The sequence below is a fragment of the Methyloferula stellata AR4 genome (assembly GCF_000385335.1).
GTDB lineage: Bacteria > Pseudomonadota > Alphaproteobacteria > Rhizobiales > Beijerinckiaceae > Methyloferula > Methyloferula stellata.
This window is the reverse complement of record NZ_ARWA01000001.1, coordinates 1,096,201-1,115,743: the sequence shown is the minus strand read 5'-3', so window position 1 is coordinate 1,115,743 and position 19,543 is coordinate 1,096,201. Positions and strand designations below refer to the sequence as shown.

The 19,543-nt window shown below is 61.4% G+C and carries 19 protein-coding genes; 8 read left to right on the top strand and 11 right to left on the bottom strand.

All coding sequences use genetic code 11. From position 1 onward, the window contains the following. The first annotated feature begins 269 nt into the window (after positions 1-269). The 4 genes from A3OQ_RS23385 to A3OQ_RS0105490 all read left to right on the top strand — a co-directional run bounded on the left by A3OQ_RS23385 (position 270) and on the right by A3OQ_RS0105490 (position 3,622). A complete protein-coding gene (locus tag A3OQ_RS23385) occupies positions 270-734 on the top strand; it encodes a molecular chaperone DnaJ (protein ID WP_020174367.1) in 465 nt (154 codons plus the stop codon). 191 nt (positions 735-925) lie between these two features. Next, complete coding sequence (locus tag A3OQ_RS0105500; RefSeq protein WP_020174366.1) at positions 926-1,690, top strand: LamB/YcsF family protein; 765 nt, start codon at positions 926-928, stop codon at positions 1,688-1,690. Between the two features lie 178 nt (positions 1,691-1,868). After that, positions 1,869-2,597 carry a 5-oxoprolinase subunit B family protein gene (locus A3OQ_RS0105495; RefSeq protein WP_020174365.1) on the top strand — a complete coding sequence of 243 codons (729 nt, stop codon included), beginning with the start codon at positions 1,869-1,871 and terminating at the stop codon, positions 2,595-2,597. Beyond that, positions 2,597-3,622: a 5-oxoprolinase subunit C family protein gene (locus tag A3OQ_RS0105490; protein ID WP_020174364.1), complete on the top strand. Its 1,026-nt coding sequence runs from the start codon at positions 2,597-2,599 to the stop codon at positions 3,620-3,622. The genes A3OQ_RS0105495 and A3OQ_RS0105490 overlap by 1 nt, the downstream gene beginning before the upstream one ends. Here A3OQ_RS0105490 and A3OQ_RS24635 read toward each other — a convergent pair. Beyond that, positions 3,613-4,056 carry a hypothetical protein gene (locus A3OQ_RS24635; RefSeq protein ID WP_020174363.1) on the bottom strand — a complete coding sequence of 148 codons (444 nt, stop codon included), beginning with the start codon at positions 4,054-4,056 and terminating at the stop codon, positions 3,613-3,615. The genes A3OQ_RS0105490 and A3OQ_RS24635 overlap by 10 nt on opposite strands. Before the next feature lie 285 nt (positions 4,057-4,341). Here A3OQ_RS24635 and rpsO point away from each other — a divergent pair, with 285 nt between their 5' ends. Continuing rightward, positions 4,342-4,611, top strand: a complete 270-nt coding sequence (gene rpsO, locus A3OQ_RS0105480) for a 30S ribosomal protein S15 (protein WP_020174362.1) — start codon at positions 4,342-4,344, stop codon at positions 4,609-4,611. Between the two features lie 536 nt (positions 4,612-5,147). Here the strand turns inward: rpsO and A3OQ_RS24630 are convergent. After that, the gene (locus A3OQ_RS24630) at positions 5,148-5,288 is read right to left on the bottom strand and encodes a hypothetical protein (protein ID WP_020174361.1); all 141 of its coding nucleotides are present in this window, start codon (positions 5,286-5,288) and stop codon (positions 5,148-5,150) included. On the opposite strand from A3OQ_RS24630, the gene pnp reads away from it, so the two are divergent. Both pnp and A3OQ_RS0105465 read left to right on the top strand, forming a co-directional pair. Then, a complete protein-coding gene (gene pnp / locus A3OQ_RS0105470) occupies positions 5,287-7,434 on the top strand; it encodes a polyribonucleotide nucleotidyltransferase (protein ID WP_020174360.1) in 2,148 nt (715 codons plus the stop codon). The two genes, A3OQ_RS24630 and pnp, sit on opposite strands and share 2 nt — an antisense overlap. 296 nt (positions 7,435-7,730) lie before the next feature. Further along, a complete protein-coding gene (locus A3OQ_RS0105465; RefSeq protein ID WP_020174359.1) occupies positions 7,731-8,075 on the top strand; it encodes a hypothetical protein in 345 nt (114 codons plus the stop codon). 29 nt (positions 8,076-8,104) lie between these two features. Here A3OQ_RS0105465 and A3OQ_RS0105460 read toward each other — a convergent pair whose 3' ends face one another. Further along, positions 8,105-8,881 (bottom strand): AraC family transcriptional regulator, encoded by a 777-nt coding sequence (locus A3OQ_RS0105460; RefSeq protein ID WP_020174358.1) that lies wholly within the window; start codon positions 8,879-8,881, stop codon positions 8,105-8,107. Between the two features lie 118 nt (positions 8,882-8,999). Here A3OQ_RS0105460 and A3OQ_RS21395 point away from each other — a divergent pair, with 118 nt between their 5' ends. Beyond that, positions 9,000-9,488: a hypothetical protein gene (locus tag A3OQ_RS21395; RefSeq protein ID WP_040579889.1), complete on the top strand. Its 489-nt coding sequence runs from the start codon at positions 9,000-9,002 to the stop codon at positions 9,486-9,488. A 107-nt stretch (positions 9,489-9,595) separates the two neighbouring features. Here A3OQ_RS21395 and truB read toward each other — a convergent pair whose 3' ends face one another. The 8 genes from truB to nth form a co-directional block, all read right to left on the bottom strand. After that, positions 9,596-10,498 carry a tRNA pseudouridine(55) synthase TruB gene (truB, locus tag A3OQ_RS0105445; protein ID WP_020174356.1) on the bottom strand — a complete coding sequence of 301 codons (903 nt, stop codon included), beginning with the start codon at positions 10,496-10,498 and terminating at the stop codon, positions 9,596-9,598. Beyond that, a complete protein-coding gene (rbfA, locus tag A3OQ_RS0105440; RefSeq protein WP_026595527.1) occupies positions 10,495-10,905 on the bottom strand; it encodes a 30S ribosome-binding factor RbfA in 411 nt (136 codons plus the stop codon). The genes truB and rbfA overlap by 4 nt, the downstream gene beginning before the upstream one ends. 213 nt (positions 10,906-11,118) lie before the next feature. Continuing rightward, positions 11,119-13,830: a translation initiation factor IF-2 gene (gene infB / locus A3OQ_RS0105435; protein WP_020174354.1), complete on the bottom strand. Its 2,712-nt coding sequence runs from the start codon at positions 13,828-13,830 to the stop codon at positions 11,119-11,121. 72 nt (positions 13,831-13,902) lie between these two features. Beyond that, positions 13,903-14,631 carry an RNA-binding protein gene (locus tag A3OQ_RS0105430; protein WP_020174353.1) on the bottom strand — a complete coding sequence of 243 codons (729 nt, stop codon included), beginning with the start codon at positions 14,629-14,631 and terminating at the stop codon, positions 13,903-13,905. 11 nt (positions 14,632-14,642) lie between these two features. Then, positions 14,643-16,235, bottom strand: coding sequence for a transcription termination factor NusA (gene nusA / locus A3OQ_RS0105425; protein WP_020174352.1), 1,593 nt, complete (start codon positions 16,233-16,235; stop codon positions 14,643-14,645). A gap of 9 nt (positions 16,236-16,244) precedes the next feature. Continuing rightward, on the bottom strand, positions 16,245-17,057 hold the full coding sequence (gene rimP / locus A3OQ_RS0105420; RefSeq protein WP_020174351.1) for a ribosome maturation factor RimP: 813 nt from the start codon (positions 17,055-17,057) through the stop codon (positions 16,245-16,247). A gap of 265 nt (positions 17,058-17,322) precedes the next feature. Beyond that, positions 17,323-18,447: a hypothetical protein gene (locus A3OQ_RS0105415; RefSeq protein ID WP_020174350.1), complete on the bottom strand. Its 1,125-nt coding sequence runs from the start codon at positions 18,445-18,447 to the stop codon at positions 17,323-17,325. Between the two features lie 127 nt (positions 18,448-18,574). Next, positions 18,575-19,378 carry an endonuclease III gene (nth, locus tag A3OQ_RS0105410; protein WP_020174349.1) on the bottom strand — a complete coding sequence of 268 codons (804 nt, stop codon included), beginning with the start codon at positions 19,376-19,378 and terminating at the stop codon, positions 18,575-18,577. Positions 19,379-19,543 lie beyond the last annotated feature (165 nt).

The window sequence follows — 19,543 nt, the reverse complement described above, 5'->3', positions numbered from 1 at the left end:
TGGGTCCTTCGTGAGAAGAGCGCACGGCTGGAACATTCAGGCGCGCGTTTCTTTGTCCGGGAAATTCTTTGACGGATGGTTACATGAAGCGCTTAAAGCCGCGCGCAAGCCCGAGCGGTATTGCCTCACCCATTTTAATCTTTTGTTCATTTTAAAAAAAATCCGCGGTTCACGCGAAAGTATTGGCTTTGTTAGTGCCCGATTAATGGCCCCCGCTCCATATTCGCTTTGACTGGGATAAAAGGCAGACCGTTCGGTCTGATAAAATAATGTTCGGATTCAAAAAGACGAAGCCTCAGGCTTTCGCGGACGTCCTCGATCAGATCCGCCCATCCGAGACGGATGCGGATACTGAGATGGCGGCGCCCATCGCCCCGTCTCAGGCGCATCAGCCGCATGATTGGCTGCTGCAAATGCTGTCGGGATTGGCGCCTTCCGGTCACGGCGAAAGAGCCCAAGCGACGCCGCCCGTCTTCGAGGCCTCCTATCTCGAAGATGCCGTCGAGCCTCTGCTCGAAGCCATCGCGAGCTGCGAGCAGGATGCAATCGCTGAAGAACTCGGCCTCAGCGAAAATCTCAGTGCGAATGATCTCAAAAAGCTCCGCCGTGCTTTTGCGCGCGCCAATCATCCGGATCGTCTCGCGCCCTCGCAAAGAGAGATCGCGACGCATCGGATGACCATCGCCAATATGCTGATCGACCGAGAGCTCCAGCAGAAGATGGTCGCGAAGTAGATAAGGCGTCTAGCCATCAATTGCCATGCCGTCATTGCGAGCGAAGCGAAGCAATCCAGGAGCGGCTGTTCAACTATGGCATAGATTGCTTCGCTTCGCTCGCAATGACGGCTTTCAATTCGCGCCCTCGAACCGATTGGCTTTCGTGCTCCCACCGCGCTAAACTTGGCGCGGGAAGGACAGCGGACCAAATGCGCAGCGTGGATTTGAATTGCGATTGCGGCGAAGGTTTCGGCGCCTATGCGATGGGCGATGACGAAGCCATGCTCGACATCGTGACGAGCGCCAATGTCGCTTGCGGCTTTCATGCCGGCGATCCCAATATCATGGCGGAAACCTTCCGGCTCGCCAAAGCCAAGGGCGTCGCCGTCGGCGCGCATCCGAGCTTTCCCGACCTGCAGGGCTTCGGGCGCCGGCGCATGTCTTATACGACTGCCGAAATCGAGCGGCTCGTCGCCTATCAGATCGGCGCGGCGCAGGCACTCGCAGCCTTGGCCGGACACAAGTTGACGCATGTGAAGGTCCATGGCGCCTTGAGCAATATGGCGATGGAAGATCATGCAATGGCGCAGGCCATTGCGCGCGCGGCTAAAGCGGTCGACCGCAATCTCGTCTTTCTCGCCATAGCTGGCACTGAGCTCGAACGGGCCGGCGAAAAGGAAAATCTCGCCGTCGCACGCGAAATTTTTGCCGATCGCGCCTATACGGATCAAGGCCTTTTGGTGCCGCGATCGGCCGAAGGCGCGGTCATCCGCGACGCCGAGGTCGCCGCCGCGCGCGCGCTCGACATGGTGGCTGAGAATGCCGTCATCGCGCAATCCGGCAAGCGTATCCCCGTCGGGATCGATTCGATCTGCGTGCATGGCGATACGCCGGACGCCGTCGCCATGGCAAAGACCCTGCGGCAAAGACTCGAAGCCGCGAGCTTTCAGGTGAAGGCTTTCGCTTCGGTTTAGCCCTCATCTGAGGAGCCGCCATTCCAAATCGAACAATCGCGATTTGGAATGGCGGCGTCTCGAAGGACGAGGGCGGCAGGCACCACTTAAATCAAATGACGCTCCCTCGTGCTTCGAGACGGCCCCTTCGGGGCCTCCTCAGCATGAGGAAGCTTGGTAACGGGGGACAGGACCACTTATGAGTAACGACATCCCCCCGCGCTTTCTACCGGCCGGCGAGAGCGCGCTTGTCGTCGAATATGGCCGCGCGATCGATCCCTTGATTCACGACCGCGTGCTGGCGCTTGACGCCGCCATCGCCGCCGCGCCCATCGAAGGCGTCATCGAGACGGTACCGACCTATCGTTCGCTCATGATTCATTTCGATCCGCGCGCGACGACACCCGAAGCTTTGATCGAAACGCTCGGCGGACTCGACACGACGCCACGGCGCGACATGGGTAAGCCAAAGCGCTGGCGCATCCCCGTCTGCTACGATCCCGCGCTCGCTGAGGATCTGGCCGAAGTCTCCGAAACGCTTCGTCTGCCGCAGGAGCGCATCGCGGATTTGCACGCGGATGCGCTTTATCGCGTCTATATGTATGGCTTCGCACCCGGCTTCACCTTTCTCGGCGGGCTGCCGGACGCGCTTGCGATTTCGCGCCGCGCCACGCCGCGTCCCCCCGCGCCGGAAGGCGCACTGCTGATCGCGGGCGGTCAGGCGCTCATCACCACGATCGCTATGCCGACCGGCTGGTATGTCATCGCGCAGACGCCGGTGCGCATGTTCGACTCGTCCCGCGCGCGCGCCTTTTTCGCGGATGTCGGAGACGAGGTCACGTTCGAGCGCATCGATCTTGCGACATTCGAGGCTTTGCGACGCGACGCGGCGGCGGGCGCGCTCATCGCGCGCGAAGAGATGGCATAATGGCCGCGCATCTTAAAGTGGTCCGCGCCGGGCCCGGCACCACGATCCAGGACAGCGGCCGTTTTCACTGGCGGCGTTTTGGCGTCACGCCGTCCGGACCGATGGACTGGGCCGCCTTTCGGACGGTCAATCGGGTCTTGGGCAATGCGCATGACGCGGGAACAATCGAGATTTCCGTCGGCGGCTTTGAGGCAGGCACGCAAGTCCCGCTCGATCTTGCTTTTGGCGGCGGCGGATTTCTCTGGACCCGCGACGGCAGAGCATTGCCTTCGCCCATACGGATCACGCTTCGCCCGGGTGAAAGATTGGCGGCGAAGCCTGGCGCCTGGGGCGCCTGGGCCTATCTCGCCGTTAAGGGCGGCTTCGACACAGCCATCGAGATGGGCAGCCGCTCGACGCATCTGCGCTCCGGCATCGGCGGCCGGATGATCGAAGCGGGCGACAGCCTGCCCGCCTTGAGCCAACCAGACGCGGCGATGCGGCGCGACGCAAGGATTGAAGCCCCCTGGCTCGATCGCGATATGCGGCCGATCCGCATCCTGCTCGGCCCACAGGACGATTATTTTACCGCCGACGCGCTTGCGCTGCTTTTTTCCGAAGCTTTCAGTCTGACGGCCTCGGCCGACCGCATGGCCTATCGGCTCAAGGGGCCGAAGATCGAGCATGCTTCAGGGTTCAATATAGTGTCGGATGGGATCGCGCTCGGCGCCGTCCAAATCGGCGGCGACGGACAACCACTCGTCCTGATGGCCGATCATCAGCCGACCGGCGGCTATCCGAAGATCGGTTCAGTCATCAAGGCCGATATTGGACGGCTTGCGCAAATGCGTCCGGGCGAAACGTGCCGCTTTGTCCTCTGCGGCATGGCCGAGGCCCGCGCGGCGCTTTTCGCGCTTGAAGACAAGATCGCCGCGGTCACCTCGAAGGCAACCGCGGCGGGATTTTCCAGCGAGATATTACGCTCGCTCAATCTGATCGACGGCGTGGTCGATACACGCCGCGATGCCTCGGATGATCAATGGTGACCGCCGTGGCCACCACCGTGGCCGCCACCGCCATGGAACCCGCCATGCCCGCCGCCATGGAACCCGCCATGGAACCCGCCGCCATGGAACCCGCCACCGGGGAAGCCGCCGCCATGGAAACCACCACCATGGAAACCGCCGCCACCGCCGTGGCCGCCATGCCAACCGTGCCAGCCATAGCCGCCGCCCCAGCCAAAGCCGCGACGCCACGCATAGCCGCACCAATAAAATCCGGGTCCACGCCAGCCGTTGTCATACCAGCAGTAATTTTGGCCGCCGTATAAGAACTGCGTCTGTTGCACCGGCAAGGCATCGCCGATGACAGGTGCCAGATTGCCGATCGGAACCGCTGCGGCGGAAGCTTCTTGGATAGCCGGACTCATTCCGGCCACGACCGCAGCACCCGCCACGAGTTTCTTGATCAGAAGACGCATTTTCCCTCCTTTTTTCACGGAATAGCTTCCGTGCGCGAGGCAAACGCAGCTTGAGTGCCGCGCGTTCCCTGGCCGCGGCGAGCCTATAGAGGCGGCCGCGGGCTCGCAACGCCGCGGCGCTTGATCTTCGAATCGATTGATCTTAAAGGAGAGCCCTCACCCTCCCGTTTCGACTTGGCTGGACGACATCCCGGCTTTGCCCATGCGGGTTGATTTTCACAAAGTCTCAATCCGCTCAAGCCGCGCGAAAGCGTCTGGCTGCGAGCCGGTTCGAAAGGAACGCCGATGTCGATTACGCCGGAGCGTAAGCAGACGCTCGTCAAAGAATATGCCACAAAGCCGAGCGATACGGGTTCGCCCGAGGTGCAGGTCGCGATCCTGACCGAACGGATCGCCAATCTCACCGAGCACTTCAAGACGCATGCGAAAGACAATCATTCGCGTCGCGGCCTGCTCAAAATGGTCTCGCAGCGCCGCAGCCTCTTGGACTATGTGAAAGCGCGGGACGAACCACGCTATAAGTCCCTGATCGAGCGCCTCGGCATCCGCCGCTAGACCCAAAACTGCCTGAAAAATGGTCCGATTCGCTCGAATTGGACCATTTTGCCGGATTGCGGGCGGCATCCGCCGCCTCGTTCCGCCCGGCGTTCCATTGACTCCGGCGGCGCGGCCCGCAACATAAGGGCAGGCCGCTGCCGGTCTTGGCCCCCTCGCCCACCTCGGCCTCGGCCGCATTAGGCTGGGCCCTCCCCGAAATCTGTCAATTTCTGGGGCCGGTGCCAAGTTTAGGGCCGAAATTGGGGTGAAATCCCCTATAAAGAACTGGTGTTCCCGGCGGACAAAACGGGAAGGCCAAGGCAAGGATCACGCTCATCCTTCATGATGCTGTCTCTTTGAAGCGGATATCCCGCTTCGACCGTTTCGAAGCCGAAGGCGGCTCTCCGGGCGGCGAGGCAGCTTCTCAAAATTCGTACTATAGTTCCTTTGAAATTTTAGAAGCGCCGTCCCTGATCGGCCGGCGCCAACAAACAGAAGGGTGCCGCGTCAGCAGCGCATCTTTTTCCTGGCACCGGCGGCATAGGGCTGCCGGGTCAGACCTCGGTGACGACACCGAGCCATGGCAGGATCGCCAGAAGCTGTCTTTTACGGCTTTTAGCCTTGCCTCGCGACAGCTTCTCGCCGTCTTGCACATGGCCCCTCGTCTTCGCCGCATCATGAAAGACGAAACACATGTTCGATATCCATCGCGAAGAAATAGACTGGGCCGGTCATAAGCTCGTTCTAGAAACAGGGAAAATCGCCAGGCAGGCGGATGGCGCGGTTCTCGCGACCTACGGCGAGACCACGGTTCTCGCCACGGTCGTCTCCGCCAAGACACCGAAGGCCGGCATCGATTTTTTCCCGCTCACCGTCAATTATCAGGAAAAGGCTTTCGCGGCCGGCCGCATTCCCGGCGGCTATTTCAAGCGCGAAGGCCGCCCGTCGGAAAAAGAGACGCTCGTCTCGCGCCTGATCGACCGGCCGATCCGGCCTCTGTTTCCGGACGGCTACCGCAACGACACGCAGGTCGTCGTGACCGTGCTCTCGCATGATCTCGACAATGATCCGGACATTCTGTCGATGGTCGCGACCTCCGCCGCACTGACGCTTTCGGGAGTTCCCTTCATGGGACCGGTCGGCGCGGCGCGCGTCGGCTATATCAACGGCGAATTCAAGGTCAATCCGACCACCTCCGAGATCAAGGAGTCGGCGCTCGAACTCGTCGTTGCCGGCACGGCCGATGCCGTGCTCATGGTCGAATCCGAGGCCAAGGAATTATCCGAAGAGATCATGCTCGCCGCCGTCATGGCCGGGCATCGCGGTTTCCAGCCGGTCATCGAGGCGATCATCCGGCTCGCCGAAAAGGCTGCCAAGGAGCCGCGCGACCTCGTCATTGCCGACAAGACGGAGATCGAGGCCGCGGTTCTCGGCATCGCCGAAACGGATCTCCGCGAGGCCTATAAGATTACCGCCAAGCAGGAGCGCTATAAGGCCGTCGACGCCGTCAAGGTGAAGGTCATGGGCGCGATGTTCCCGGAGGGCGTCGAACCGAAATTTTCCAAGGAGGCAGTCGGCGAAGTCTTCCACGACCTGCAAGCCAAGGTGGTGCGCTGGAACGTGCTCGACACCGGCATCCGCATCGACGGCCGCGACGTCAAAACCGTGCGCCCGATCCTCGCCGAAGTCGGCATCCTGCCGCGCACCCATGGCTCCGCCTTGTTTACCCGCGGCGAAACCCAGGCGCTGGTCGTTGCAACGCTCGGCACCGGCGAGGACGAACAATTCATCGACAGTCTCGAAGGCACGTACAAAGAGCGCTTCCTGCTGCATTATAATTTCCCGCCCTATTCGGTCGGCGAAACGGGCCGCATGGGTTCGCCCGGCCGCCGCGAAATCGGCCATGGCAAGCTCGCCTGGCGCGCCATTCGTCCGATGCTGCCGACAGCGGCGGAATTCCCGTATACGATCCGCGTTGTGTCGGAGATCACCGAGTCGAACGGATCGTCGTCGATGGCAACCGTCTGCGGTTCGTCGCTTGCCTTGATGGATGCGGGCGTCCCGCTGAAGCGCCCGACCGCCGGCATCGCCATGGGCTTGATCCTCGAAGGCAGCCGCTACGCGGTGCTCTCGGATATTCTCGGCGACGAGGATCATCTGGGCGACATGGACTTCAAGGTCGCCGGCACGGAGCTCGGCGTCACCTCGCTGCAAATGGACATCAAGATCACCGGCATCAACGAGGAGATCATGCGCGTCGCGCTTGGCCAGGCCAAGGAAGGACGCCTCCATATTCTTGGCGAGATGGCCAAGGCCCTGACCGGCGCCCGCGCCGAACTCGGCGAATTTGCGCCGCGTATCGAGACCTTGAAGATTGCGACCGACAAGATCCGCGAAGTGATCGGCACCGGCGGCAAGGTCATTCGCGAGATCGTCGAAAAGACCGGCGCCAAGATCAACATCGAGGATGACGGCACGATCAAGGTGGCATCCTCCGACGCCAATTCGATCAAGGCCGCCATCGCCTGGATCAAGTCGATCGCGACCGACCCGGAAGTCGGCCAGATCTACGAAGGAACGGTCGTCAAGGTCGTGGACTTCGGCGCCTTCGTGAATTTCTACGGATCGAAGGATGGCCTCGTGCATATTTCGCAGCTCGCCAAGGGCCGGGTTGCGAAGACGGGCGATGTCGTCAAGGACGGCGACAAGGTCAAGGTGAAACTGCTCGGCTTCGACGAACGCGGCAAGGTGCGCCTCTCCATGCGCTCTGTCGATCAGGAGACGGGCGAGGATCTCGACCTGAAAGAAAAGACGATGGAACAGCAGGAAGCGGGCGAATAGCTTCGTCCGTCACATTGCCGGCACAAAAAATCCCCGGAGGTTCAGACCTCCGGGGATTTGTGTTTATGGACCGGCGGTGGCGCGAGAAATCTCGTCGTCCCGGGCATGGACAGTAAAAATTCGTCTTTCGGCGATCCAGGAATTGATCATCGTCAAATCCAAACGCGATCGCGAGTGGCTTGATGCGGACTACGGGAACCCGCACGTCGGAACCTTCTCCGGCACAGTTTGTTCTCGTCGTTGATGCGGACGTGTCTGCAGAATGACTTAAGAACGAGGCGAACGTGAATAACATCATGCGCGGTTTCGCATGTGCGCTTTTGGGCGCGCTTGCCGTGTCCTCCCTGCCGGAAACGGCTTCCGCAGGCCCGATGAGCATTTCTTCCGGGCCCGCGATATTGGCGGCTTCGCCAGCTCAAATCGAAGATGTCCGCTACTATGCGCGGCGGCGATATGTCCACCGTCGCTACAATCCCGGGCCAGCCATTGCCGGCGCGGCTCTCGGCCTTATGGGAGCGGCTGCCTTAGGTGCCATGAGTGGCGGCGGCTATGGCTATGGCTACGGTTACCCCGCATATGGCGGCTACCCTTATGGCTATGGCTACGGTTATCCCTACGGATACGGATATAGGGGCTGGTAGGCGTTATCATCGTGATACCATCAATCCGCTCATGCCTGCCCGCTTGTCCGCACCATTCGGCGAAGTCCGTTTGAAGCCGCCCTGCCGAAGGTTCGCCGATATTCATGAGCGAAATGTGCTGAATCGAAAAAGCCGGCCATATGGGCGGCTTCGGTAATGGTGGCACCCTTTGCGACCTGCAGCCACGCCGTCCGCAATCTGTTCCAAGCCCGATAGCGCCGGAATGGCACGCCGAATTGCTGCGTAAATAAATGTTGGAATCGAGACGTGGAAAGGCCCGCGGCCCGCGCGAATTCACTCACCGGCCTGGGATCGGCGCAGCTCTCAATGAGAAGATCCGCGACTCTTACCAGGCGCGGCTCAATCGATTCCGTCTCTGCCGTTCGACGGCTGAAGGCCAATAGGTCGCTTAAGGCGTTCTCCACCCATTGCTCACTGAACGGGTCTTCATAGAACGTCCGCAGCAATGGGATCGTGTCTGAATCTCCCATCGACACGTTTTGAACATTCGAAGACACGCGCAACAATGGTGACATGGCGTTCAAACCGCCATGTTTGGGCTCGATGTAGAGGGCAGCGAACGGCTCGCCGGCGAAGTCGAGCTCGTGCCATACGCCCGGGGGAATAAGCGCGGCGCGGCACAGCATCCATGGCTGCCCAAACAGGCGAAGCCGGAATTTTCCATAGAGGCCCGTGAGAAAAACCGGCGCCCCGCCTTGATGTCCGGCAAGATAATCCGCGCTCCCCGCCCAGAAGGTACACTCGCTTCCGGCATGCAGGAGCGGGCTCGGCTTTTCGTTCGGCATAGCATGTTCCTACAAGCGCACGGGCTGCCGCATCACTAATCTTTCAGTCTCTGTTCGAAGCTACGCAGACCAGATGGCTCGATCAATATCGCAGCAGCCTCTCCGCGAAGGAAGATCAATGCGCTACACTTTTCTGCTGGGCTTTGCCGGACTGTGTTTGGGAATAGCCCTCGTTCTCGCTTGGGTGCTGGGGATAACGCTCTTCTTCCCACACAGCTATCTGGCTGGCCTCATCGCCGATCGTCGAGCCTTCGTCAGAGCACACATAGACTTTCTCATGATGGCGCAATTCCTCTTCATCTTTGCGCTCCTGTTTCGCCAATACCTCATCAAACCGCCGATCTGGGTCATCGCATCCGCCTGTTATGGCGCTTTTTTTAATCCCCTCGGATTTCTGAAAGTGGCATTGACGCCAAAGCCTCCCGCCGATGCGCCACCGATTCCTTATGAAGCTCATTTTCCGGTTCCAGCGGCGGCAAGCTTCGCTCTCACCACAATCGGCTTCCTCGCCGCCACCGCTTTGATTATCCGGGCGGCGTGGAGATCAAGGTCCCGCGCGGATTTCAAATCCCGAGACGCTGAGCCGTCTCCCGCAGGCGCGGAATAGCCAAAGGCTCTGGAAGCGCCACGTGGCCGTTCCAGAGCGCTCATGTTCAGAAAGATAAGAAGAAGAAAGACGCGGTAAGACGATGAACGCCTTAAAGCCGGCTCACCTCAGAACGGCAGATTGAACACGCGTCCGGGGACGAGTTCGCCCTTCTCGATGGCGCCGACCGCGATGACGACGCCGCCGCAAGCCGCATAGGCCGGCCCCTGCAGCGGGCTATCTTGCCCGCGCAACAGAATGGGCTGTCCCCGCCGCAGCCGCGCGGCCGCATCGCGATCGACCGCGATGCGCTGCATTTCCGTGAGACCGGCTTCGACGCATTGCAGCGCGAGCGGCACATCCGCGCCTTCCATCAAGGCGGCGAGCGTCACGGCTTCACCTTCGCTAAAGGGACCGACGCGCGTCCGGCGCAAAGCCGTCACATGCCCGAGACATTGCAGCTCGCGTCCGAGGTCGCGCGCCAGCGCGCGGACATAAGTGCCCTTGCTGCATCTGGCTTCGAGGACAGCTTCTTCCGCCGTCGCCGACACCAGATCGAGCGCATGGATCGTGACCGGCCGCTCCGCGAGATCGACCACCTCACCTGCGCGCGCCAGATCATAGGCGCGTTCGCCATCGACCTTGATCGCCGAAAAGGCCGGCGGACGCTGCGAGATCAGGCCCGTGAATCGCGGCAGAAGCCGCGCAATCTGTTCAACCGTCGGACGCTGCTCGGATTGGCTCACGACGATGCCGTCCGAATCATCCGTATTGGTCTCGGCGCCCCAGCGCACCGTAAAGCGATAGGCCTTTTCGCCGTCCTGGACGAAAGGCACCGTCTTCGTTGCCTCGCCGAAGGCGATCGGCAAGACGCCCGAGGCCAAAGGATCGAGCGTGCCGGCATGGCCGGCCTTCTTCGCGTTGAAGATGCGTTTGAGACGCGACACGGCATGGGTCGAAGTCATGCCGACTGGCTTATCGAGGATGACCCAGCCATTGACCTCGACACGATTGGACCGCGGCGCGCTCACTCCGCCTCGTCCTTCTTCCCGTCGAGATCGCGCTTGACTTCCGGCTTCTCGAACAAGGCATTGATTTTAGCGCTGGCCTCGAAGCTTTGATCGGCTTTGAAACGCACTTCGGGCGCGAATTTGAGATTGACGTTGCGCGCAATCTCGGCGCGCACGAATTTCTTATGGCGTTCGAGCGCCGCGACGACGCCTGCCACATCCTTGCCGCCGAGCGGCAGCACATAGACGGTCGCGAGCTTCAAATCGGGGCTCATGCGCACGTCGGGAATGGTTATGACGCGGCCTTCGAGCTCGGGGTCATTGATAGCGGCACGGGTCAGCAAATCCGACACGGTGTGACGGATGAGTTCAGCGACACGCAACACGCGATGTGAAGGCTCGCCGCCCTGTTGATGAGCTCTTGGCATTGGATGAACGCAGGTTCCTCGTCACTTAGCCGGTCCGGAAATCATGTCATGCGCGGTCCCCGGATCAAGTCGGGGACGCCCGCGCATCCAGGCACTGAGGCCGGACCGAATGAAGTGAGCTATATCGATAAATCATTCCGTGGATGCGCGGACCAAGCCCGCGCATGACACTGCTTAAAGCCGGATGCTTTGGCTTTCCCTGACGGGAGAGCCTTAAAGCGAGCGCTTGATCTCCGTGACCGTGTAGCACTCGATCACGTCACCGACGCGCATGTCCTGGTAGTTCTCGAAGGCCATGCCGCATTCCTGTCCGGCCACGACTTCCTTGACCTCGTCCTTGAAGCGCTTCAGCGTCGAGAGCTTGCCTTCATGCACGACGACATTGTCGCGGATCAGGCGGACATTGGCGCCGCGCTGGACGATGCCGTCGGTGACGCGGCAGCCAGCGACCTTGCCGACCTTCGAAATGTTGAACACTTCGAGGATCTGCGCATTGCCGAGCATGTCTTCGCGCAGCGTCGGGTCGAGCATGCCCGACATGGCCGCTTTCACATCATCCACGAGATTATAGATGATGTTGTAATAGCGGATCTCGATGCCGTCCTGTTCGGCGAGCGCCCGCGCCTCTTTATGAGCGCGCACGTTGAAGCCGAGCACGGCCGCATGCGACGCGGCCGCCAGGGTGATGTCGGATTCGGTGATGCCGCCGACACCCGCATGAAGGACACGCGCCGCGACTTCTTCGGTATTGAGCTTTTCGAGCGTCGCGATAATGGCTTCGACCGAGCCCTGCACGTCGCCCTTGATGACAAGCGGGAATTCCTTGCGGCCCGCCGTCTTCAATTGGCTCATCATATCGGCCAGAGAGCCGCGGGCGGCGCCGCGTGCAGCGGCCTTGTCGCGCCTCTGACGCTCGCGATATTCGGTGATTTCGCGCGCTCTGGCTTCCGTCTCGACCACAGCCACACGGTCGCCTGCCTCAGGCGAGCCGCCGAAGCCCAAAACTTCGACAGGCATAGACGGACCGGCGGACTGGCAATTCGCGCCCTTGTCGTCGATGAGCGCCCGCACATGGCCCCAATGCGAGCCGCCGACGATCACGTCGCCGACCTTGAGCGTGCCACGCTGAACGAGCACGGTCGCGACGGGGCCGCGGCCGCGATCGAGACTGGCCTCGATCACCGTGCCTTCGGCGCTGCGGTCTGGGTTCGCCTTCAAGTCGAGCAGTTCGGCCTGCAGCGCGATCAGATCGAGCAGCTTGTCGAGATTGGTCCTCTGCATGGCGGAGACTTCGACTTCGAGCGTCTCGCCGCCCATGGACTCGACCTGCACTTCATATTGCAGCAGTTCGGAGCGCACGCGCTCCGGCTTCGCGTCGGGCTTGTCAATTTTGTTGATCGCCACGATCATCGGCACATGCGCGGCGCGCGCATGGGCGATGGCTTCGATGGTCTGCGGCATGACGCCGTCATCGGCCGCTACGACGAGCACCACGATATCCGTCACCTTGGCGCCGCGCGCGCGCATCGCGGTAAAGGCGGCGTGGCCGGGCGTATCGATGAAGGTCACGGGCAGGCCGTTCGGCGCCACGACCTGATAGGCGCCGATATGCTGGGTGATGCCGCCGGCTTCGCCGGAGACCACGTTGGCATGGCGGATGGCATCGAGAAGCGAAGTCTTGCCATGATCGACATGGCCCATGATCGTGACCACGGGCGGCCGGGGTACGAGATGATCGTCGATATCCGGCGTATCGAAAAGGCCCTCTTCGACATCCGCTTCGGCGACGCGCTTGACCGTATGGCCCAATTCCTCGGCGAGGAGCTGCGCGGTATCGGCATCGATCACATCGGTGATCTTAGCCATCTGACCCTGCTTCATCAGAAGCTTGATCACATCGACGCCACGCTCCGACATGCGGTTGGCGAGTTCCTGGACCGTGATCGTCTCGGGCAGGATCACTTCGCGCGATAGTTTTTCCTTCGGCTCGTCGAAATGCCCTTTGAGCCTTTGCGTACGGCGGCGGAAAGCGGCAACCGAGCGCGTGCGCTCGTCCTCTTCGCCCGTCGCGCTCGAAACGGTGAGACGGCCGCGGCTTTTCTGTTCGGCGCCACGCACGGGACGGGCCACCACGACTTTGGGCGCAACGCCGGGCCGGCGGATGATGCGCGTCGCGGCTTCTTCTTCGGCCGGAGCACCGGCCGGCCGCGCGGCGACTGGCACCAAGGGCGCGGCGGTTGCGGGCGCGGACGAGATCGGTCTGCGGACGCCCGGAGCCGAACCCGGCGCGGGCGGTGCCGGGGGCTCGCCCGCCAGACGGCGCTTGGCCTCGGTTTCGGAACGGCGCTTGGCTTCGGATTCCTGGGCGCGGCGTGCATCTTCCTCGCGTTTGCGGGCTTCCGCAGCGGCACGTTCGATCGCCTCGGCCGCCTCGCGCTCGGCGCGGGCCTTGGCATCGATCTCGGCGCGCTTGCGATCCTCGTCTTCGCGGATGCGCGATTCGGACAAGGCGCGGGCACGCGCCTCGCGTTCTTCTTCCGTCAATGTCCGCAATACGACGCCGCTCGACGAACGCTGCTGGCGGCTTTGTTCCACACGCGCCGGAGCCTGGGATTGTTTCGCGGCGGGTTGCGGCCGTGCGGCGGCGGCAGGCGCTACCTGTTTCGGCGCGGGAGCCGGCGCGGCGGCGGCGGCAGCCGGCGGTGGCACCGCGGGAGCAGCAGGTGCGGGCGCCGGCGCGGCAGGCGCATGCGCTTCGCCAGGAGCGATTGCCCGGCGCTTGACCTTTTCGACTACGACGGCCTTGGAACGACCATGCGAAAAACTCTGGCGCACGATACCCGCTTCGACCGGCCGCTTCAGCGACAGGGTTTTGGTGGGCGTGACGCTCAAAGTTGTATCGCCGGTATTCTTGGTTTCACTCATTCGTTATCTGTCCCAGGGCCAAGCCCGCTTATAATCTAGTGCCAACCCCGCCGGATCGTTAAGGCCGGGCCCTCATTCCTGATTGTCTTCCAAACCCGCCCTGTCTTGAGGACCGGTCAAGTCTTCCGCGCTAGCAAGAACGCTTCCATCTTGCTCGGGCAAGGCATCGGATCGATAAGCCGTCAACCGGCGGCACCGCGTCACGAAAGCCTCGCTCGTCGCGCCCGCCAGAAGCGCAGCATGTATCACATTTGTCCGGCCTAAAGCCAAATCCAATTGCTCGCCCGTAAAGAGTTTAATTTGCGGCCGGTGCCCGGCATCCCCAAAGCGGCGGTGCAAAGCCTGTCCGAGCTTGCGCACACCATCGGCGCCGCCATCGGCCGCATGCAACAGACCGGCAATGTGACCGGCTTCGATGGCAGCCTCGACCTTGGCAAAGCCAGCGACAAGCAAACCCGCTTTATTCACCAAAGATAAAAACTGTAGACAATCTTGACGCAAAAGCATTTCAAGATCGTCAGGCAGTGTGACGGAGACCACGGCTTTCACCTTGAATCCCCTTGAAAAAGCCTGTCGCTTCACGGCTTCCGCGACCTTATCGGCGCGGCCCGTGACCCAGACGCCACGCCCCGGCAATTTTTGCCTTATGTCCGGGACGACCGCCAGATCCGGCCCAAGGACGAACCGGATCATATTCTCCGGCGAACCCTTCGCCCGCGTGACGATGCAGGTCCGTTCCGGCCCCGTTTCAGGCGCTAGCGTATCCGGCGCAAGGTCTTGATCGTCCCGCGCCTTCTTCACTGCGCCACCCCTCAAGCGGTCGCCTGTTCCGGCTCGCCCTCTTCGGCGGGCTCCGGCGCAGCCTCAATCCAACCGGCCTTGACCCGCGCCGCCATGATGATCGCCTCTGCGTCCTCGCGCGAGACTTCAAGCCCGTCCAAGTAGCCTGCATTTTTGACGGTCTCGCCGTCCTTGCGTTCGGTCCAGCCGACGAGATCGTCGGTGGCGCATCCGGCGAGATCCTCGACGCTTTTGACCTCGTTTTCGCCAAGCTTGACAAGCATGGCCGTGGTCACGCCCGGCACATCCTTCACTTCATCTTCGACGCCAAGCTCGATGCGCTTTGCATCCTGCTCGGCTTCGAGCTTGGCCAGATAGGCCCGCGCCCGATTTTGGATTTCGGCCGCCGTGTCTTCGTCGAAGCCCTCGATTCCGGCGAGTTCCGCCGGTTCCACGAAGGCCAATTCTTCGACCGAGCGGAAGCCTTCCGAGGCCAGAAGCTGGCCGACGACCTCGTCGACGTCCAGCGCATTCATGAACACATTGGTGCGGTCGAGAAATTCTTTCTGCCGCCGTTCGGATTCCTCAGCCTCGGTCAAAATGTCGATATCCCATCCTGTGAGCTGAGACGCGAGCCTCACGTTCTGACCGCGGCGGCCGATCGCTAACGATAATTGGTCATCCGGCACCACGACTTCAATGCGTTCGGCATCTTCGTCGAGAACGACTTTCACGACTTCCGCCGGTTGCAGCGCATTGACGATGAAGGTCGCCTCATCCGGCGACCACGGAATGATGTCGATCTTCTCGCCCTGCAATTCATTGACCACGGCCTGCACGCGCGAACCGCGCATACCGACGCAGGCACCGACCGGATCGATCGAGGAATCGCGCGAGATCACCGCGATTTTCGCGCGTGAGCCGGGATCGCGTGCGACTGCCTTCACCTCGATCACGCCATCGTAGATTTCCGGCACTTCCTGCTTGAAAAGCTTGGACATGAACTGCGGATGCGTGCGCGACAAGAAGATCTGCGGTCCGCGCTGCTCGCGGCGGACATCATAGACATAGGCGCGGACCCGGTCGCCGGCGCGAAACATTTCGCGCGGGATCATTTCGTCGCGGCGGATGGTCGCCTCGCCGCGGCCGAGATCGACGATCACATTGCCATATTCGACGCGCTTGACGACACCGTTGACGATGTCGCCGATGCGATCCTTATATTCCTGATATTGCCGGTCGCGTTCCGCCTCGCGGACTTTTTGCACGATGACCTGCTTCGCCGATTGCGCGGCGATGCGGCCGAAATCGAAAGGCGGCAAGGTCTCGGCGATCCAATCGCCTGTTTGCGCCGCCGGGTTTTTCTTGCGGGCATCGGTGACGCTGATCTGCGTCGCGTCATTCTCGATCTCGTCGACAACCAGCAGCAGGCGGGAGAAATGCACTTCGCCCGTCTTCGGGTTGATCTCGGCGCGGACTTCCGTCTCCTGCCCGTAGCGGGAGCGCGCCGCCTTTTGCATCGCATCCTCCATGGAAGCGAGCACGATCTGCCGGTCGATCGATTTTTCTCGCGCGACCGCGTCGGCGATCTGCAGGAGTTCGAGTTTATTGGCGCTGACGGCCATGAAATTCTCCTATTTCGCTGGCGGCTTTGCCGCAGGACGTGCGTCGCCCTGCACGGGCCTTCCAGTCTTGGCCTTCTTGAATTCTGTCCTGACTCCGGACGGAATCAGGGGTTTGCTCTTACCCGTCGTCTTGCTCATATCGACCTTGGCGCCGCGGGCGAAACGGCCCGGTCCGCGCCGCGCAGGCGCCACGGACGAAGCCTCGTCATCCGGCTCCGCGCCGTCCGTCTCCGGCGCCGCCGCTTCGGCCGCTTTCGCGGCTTTGAGCGCGGCACGAATCAAATCCTCGGTTAGAACCAGCCGCGCCTCGCCGATGTCGCGCAAGGGAAGAAGCGCCTCTTCGCTTTCGCCGGGCTTGGCATCCGTCCGCGTCAGCTTGATATGGGCAGAAGAGCCTTCGCCCTCCACCGCGCCGATGAGACCGCGAAACCTTTTGCGCCCATCGGCGCCGACGCCATGATTCATCTCAACCCGCGCTTCGAGCCCGAGCGCCCGGCCGAAATCCGAGATGCGCACCAAGGGCCTGTCGATCCCAGGCGATGAGATTTCAAGCCTATAGGCCTGTTTGACTGGGTCTTCCACATCGAGCACGGGCGACAGAGCCTGGCTCACCTTCTCGCAATCATCGACCGTCATGGTGCCGTCCGGCCGCTCGGCCATGATCTGCACTGTCGTGCCCGCCTGCGCCGAAAGCTTGACGCGCACGAGGCGAAATCCGAGATCGGCCAAAACGGGCCCGGCAACATGCGCCACCCGGGCGGCGACGCCCGTCTCGTCGATCAGCCTTGGCTCTTGAAGTGCGTGATCCAGGGTTTGCTCCATGGATGAGGTGAAATCTCGATCGGTGCCGGTACGGACTGTCCGCCGGAGCGAAAAGCACGAAGACTTAAACACACAAAGGCGGCGACAATAAAAAAGAGCGGGTCCACTGGGCCCACTCCGTAACAGGATCGAAGCTGATCCGTACATGAAGCATTGAAGATATGTAATTATATGGCAAAACCTCCGCGTCCCGCAAGTCGCGAGGCAAGAAATTTAGCCCCCGGCCGATTAGGCGCGCGAATCTATTGTGTGGCTTAGGCTGGATTCAGGGCCGCGCCGGCTGCGGTCCCCGCGGCATGGCCGCCAATTGCGGGCCAAGCGTCTCCCAAACGGTCAGATAATTCTGAATTTGCTCGGCGACCGGGGCGCTCCAAAGCGACAGATAGGCATTCGCATTGAGCTGGAAGCCGCGCAACCGGCAGACGAGGCGTTCGGCCTCGAGGCCGGCTTCGCTTGCGACGCGCTCCCATTCGGTTGGGTTCAGCCGCGACCAGCCCTGCCGCGCGCAAACCGCTGCGACCGAGGTGACGAGGCAGGCTTGCCGCAAAGCCGCCGGCGGATGCGTCCATTGCGGCAGATCGGCCGCCTCGCAGGATTCGTCGAAAAGCCGGAACACCGCATAGATCGAAAACCAGGTGAAATACCAAGTCGTCGAATGGTCGCCGTCGAGCGGGATCTTGTGATCCTTCAAAAAGCCCTCGGAATATTCGGCGAAAGGGTTGAGCCGATAGGCGCGCGCGAAAGCCTGCTGAATGGCGAAAGCATCGGCATCATATTCGAGCGTCTGCACCGTGGAAATATCGAGGCCACCGTCGACGAGACGCATTTCCTGAAACGCCGCGGAGCCTTCCTTCGCATGCAGCAATTCGACATGCCCGTTCCACAAGTGCGCGACTTCATGTTTGAGCATGAAGTCGAGGGCGGTGTCGAAAAGGGCGACGGCCAATTTGCGGCGGATCTCGATCTCTTCATTCGCAGGCTTATCCGGTGGCCGGACGAAGAAAAGATCGCCCTTCGACTGCGGCGGCTGCCCTTCGAAACGGCCGGTATCGTCGATCCAGGGGAAGAGCTCGCGCTGGCCCATCAGCCCATGGAAGAAGGCCCAGAGGCTGCGAATGGCCGGAACATAAAGGCAGATCATGTCGCGCGACGTGCGCTGCGCGAAAGCGTTGAACTCGCGATGATCGGCAAAACCGAAGGCGATCCCGCCTTCCGACGCATATTCATCCGCCATATCGGCCAGCGTCGCGAGACAGCGCTCGCGCACCACTTCGAAAAGGCTGACATTGCCGTTCAACTTCGGCTTCGGCATCTCGAAGCGCTTGAGCCCCATATGCGCCAGGGCTTCGTCGAAGGCTTCGTCGCTGCCGGTGATGACCGTGTCACTCACTTCAACCTGCTCCTTCGCCCCGGCGAGCCGCCAGGGCGCTTTCGCTCTTAAGTTCTCGTCGGGGCCGACTTATAGCGTCATTACGGGAGAATGCAGCAATGATTTCATGGCGGCGGCAGGCTCCGCCTCAGACCCGCTTCTCGGGCGAGGTGCAAAGATCAGAAATGATGCAGCGCTCGCACTCGGGGCGGCGCGCCTTGCACACATAACGACCATGCAGAATGAGCCAATGATGGGCATGCTGCTTGAATTCGTCCGGAATGATCTTTTCGAGCCCGAGTTCCACGGCAAGCGGCGTCTTGCCGCGCGCCAATGGAATCCGGTTGGACACCCGGAAGAGATGCGTATCGACCGCGATGGTCGGCGCACCGAAGGCATTGTTCATCACGACATTGGCCGTCTTGCGGCCGACGCCCGGCAAGGTTTGCAGCTCCTCCCGCGTTTCGGGGATTTTCCCGCCATAGACATCGAGCAGGCGCTTCGACAATAAAATCACGTTCTTCGCCTTGCCGCGGAAAAGCCCGATCGTCTTGATCATGTCGCGGACTTTGTCTTCGCCGAGCGCCAGCATTTTTTGCGGGCTGTCGGCCGCGGCGAAAAGCGCCCGCGTCGCCTTGTTGACGCCCGCATCCGTCGCCTGCGCCGACAAAACGACGGCGACAAGAAACGTAAACGCGTTGACGTGTTCGAGTTCACCTTTGGGATGCGGTTCGGCGGCCCGAAAGCGCTCGAAAATCTCGCGGACGATTTTGGGATCGGGCTTTTTTTGGCGCGGCCGCTTTGCGGATGCGGGTGTCGGCACCCCCGGTTTGGATTTGGACCCTTCGCCCTTGGAACTTTGGCCCTGGGTCAGCGCTTTGCCAAGGCTGGAGGCCCGTGGTTTCGCCGAAGGCGCCGGTATCTTGTTCCCACGCGTTGAAATTTTTTCCACGCTACCGTCGCCTTAGATCACGATGATTTTGGATCGAATCGATCCAAAATCATGAACATGATCGATTCTGATGAGTTAGAGCGGGATAGAGCAGATAAACTTGCGCAATCTGCGTAAACTTGAATGCGCCCGAAAAACCGCTGCACACTTTTCCTCATCCCGCTC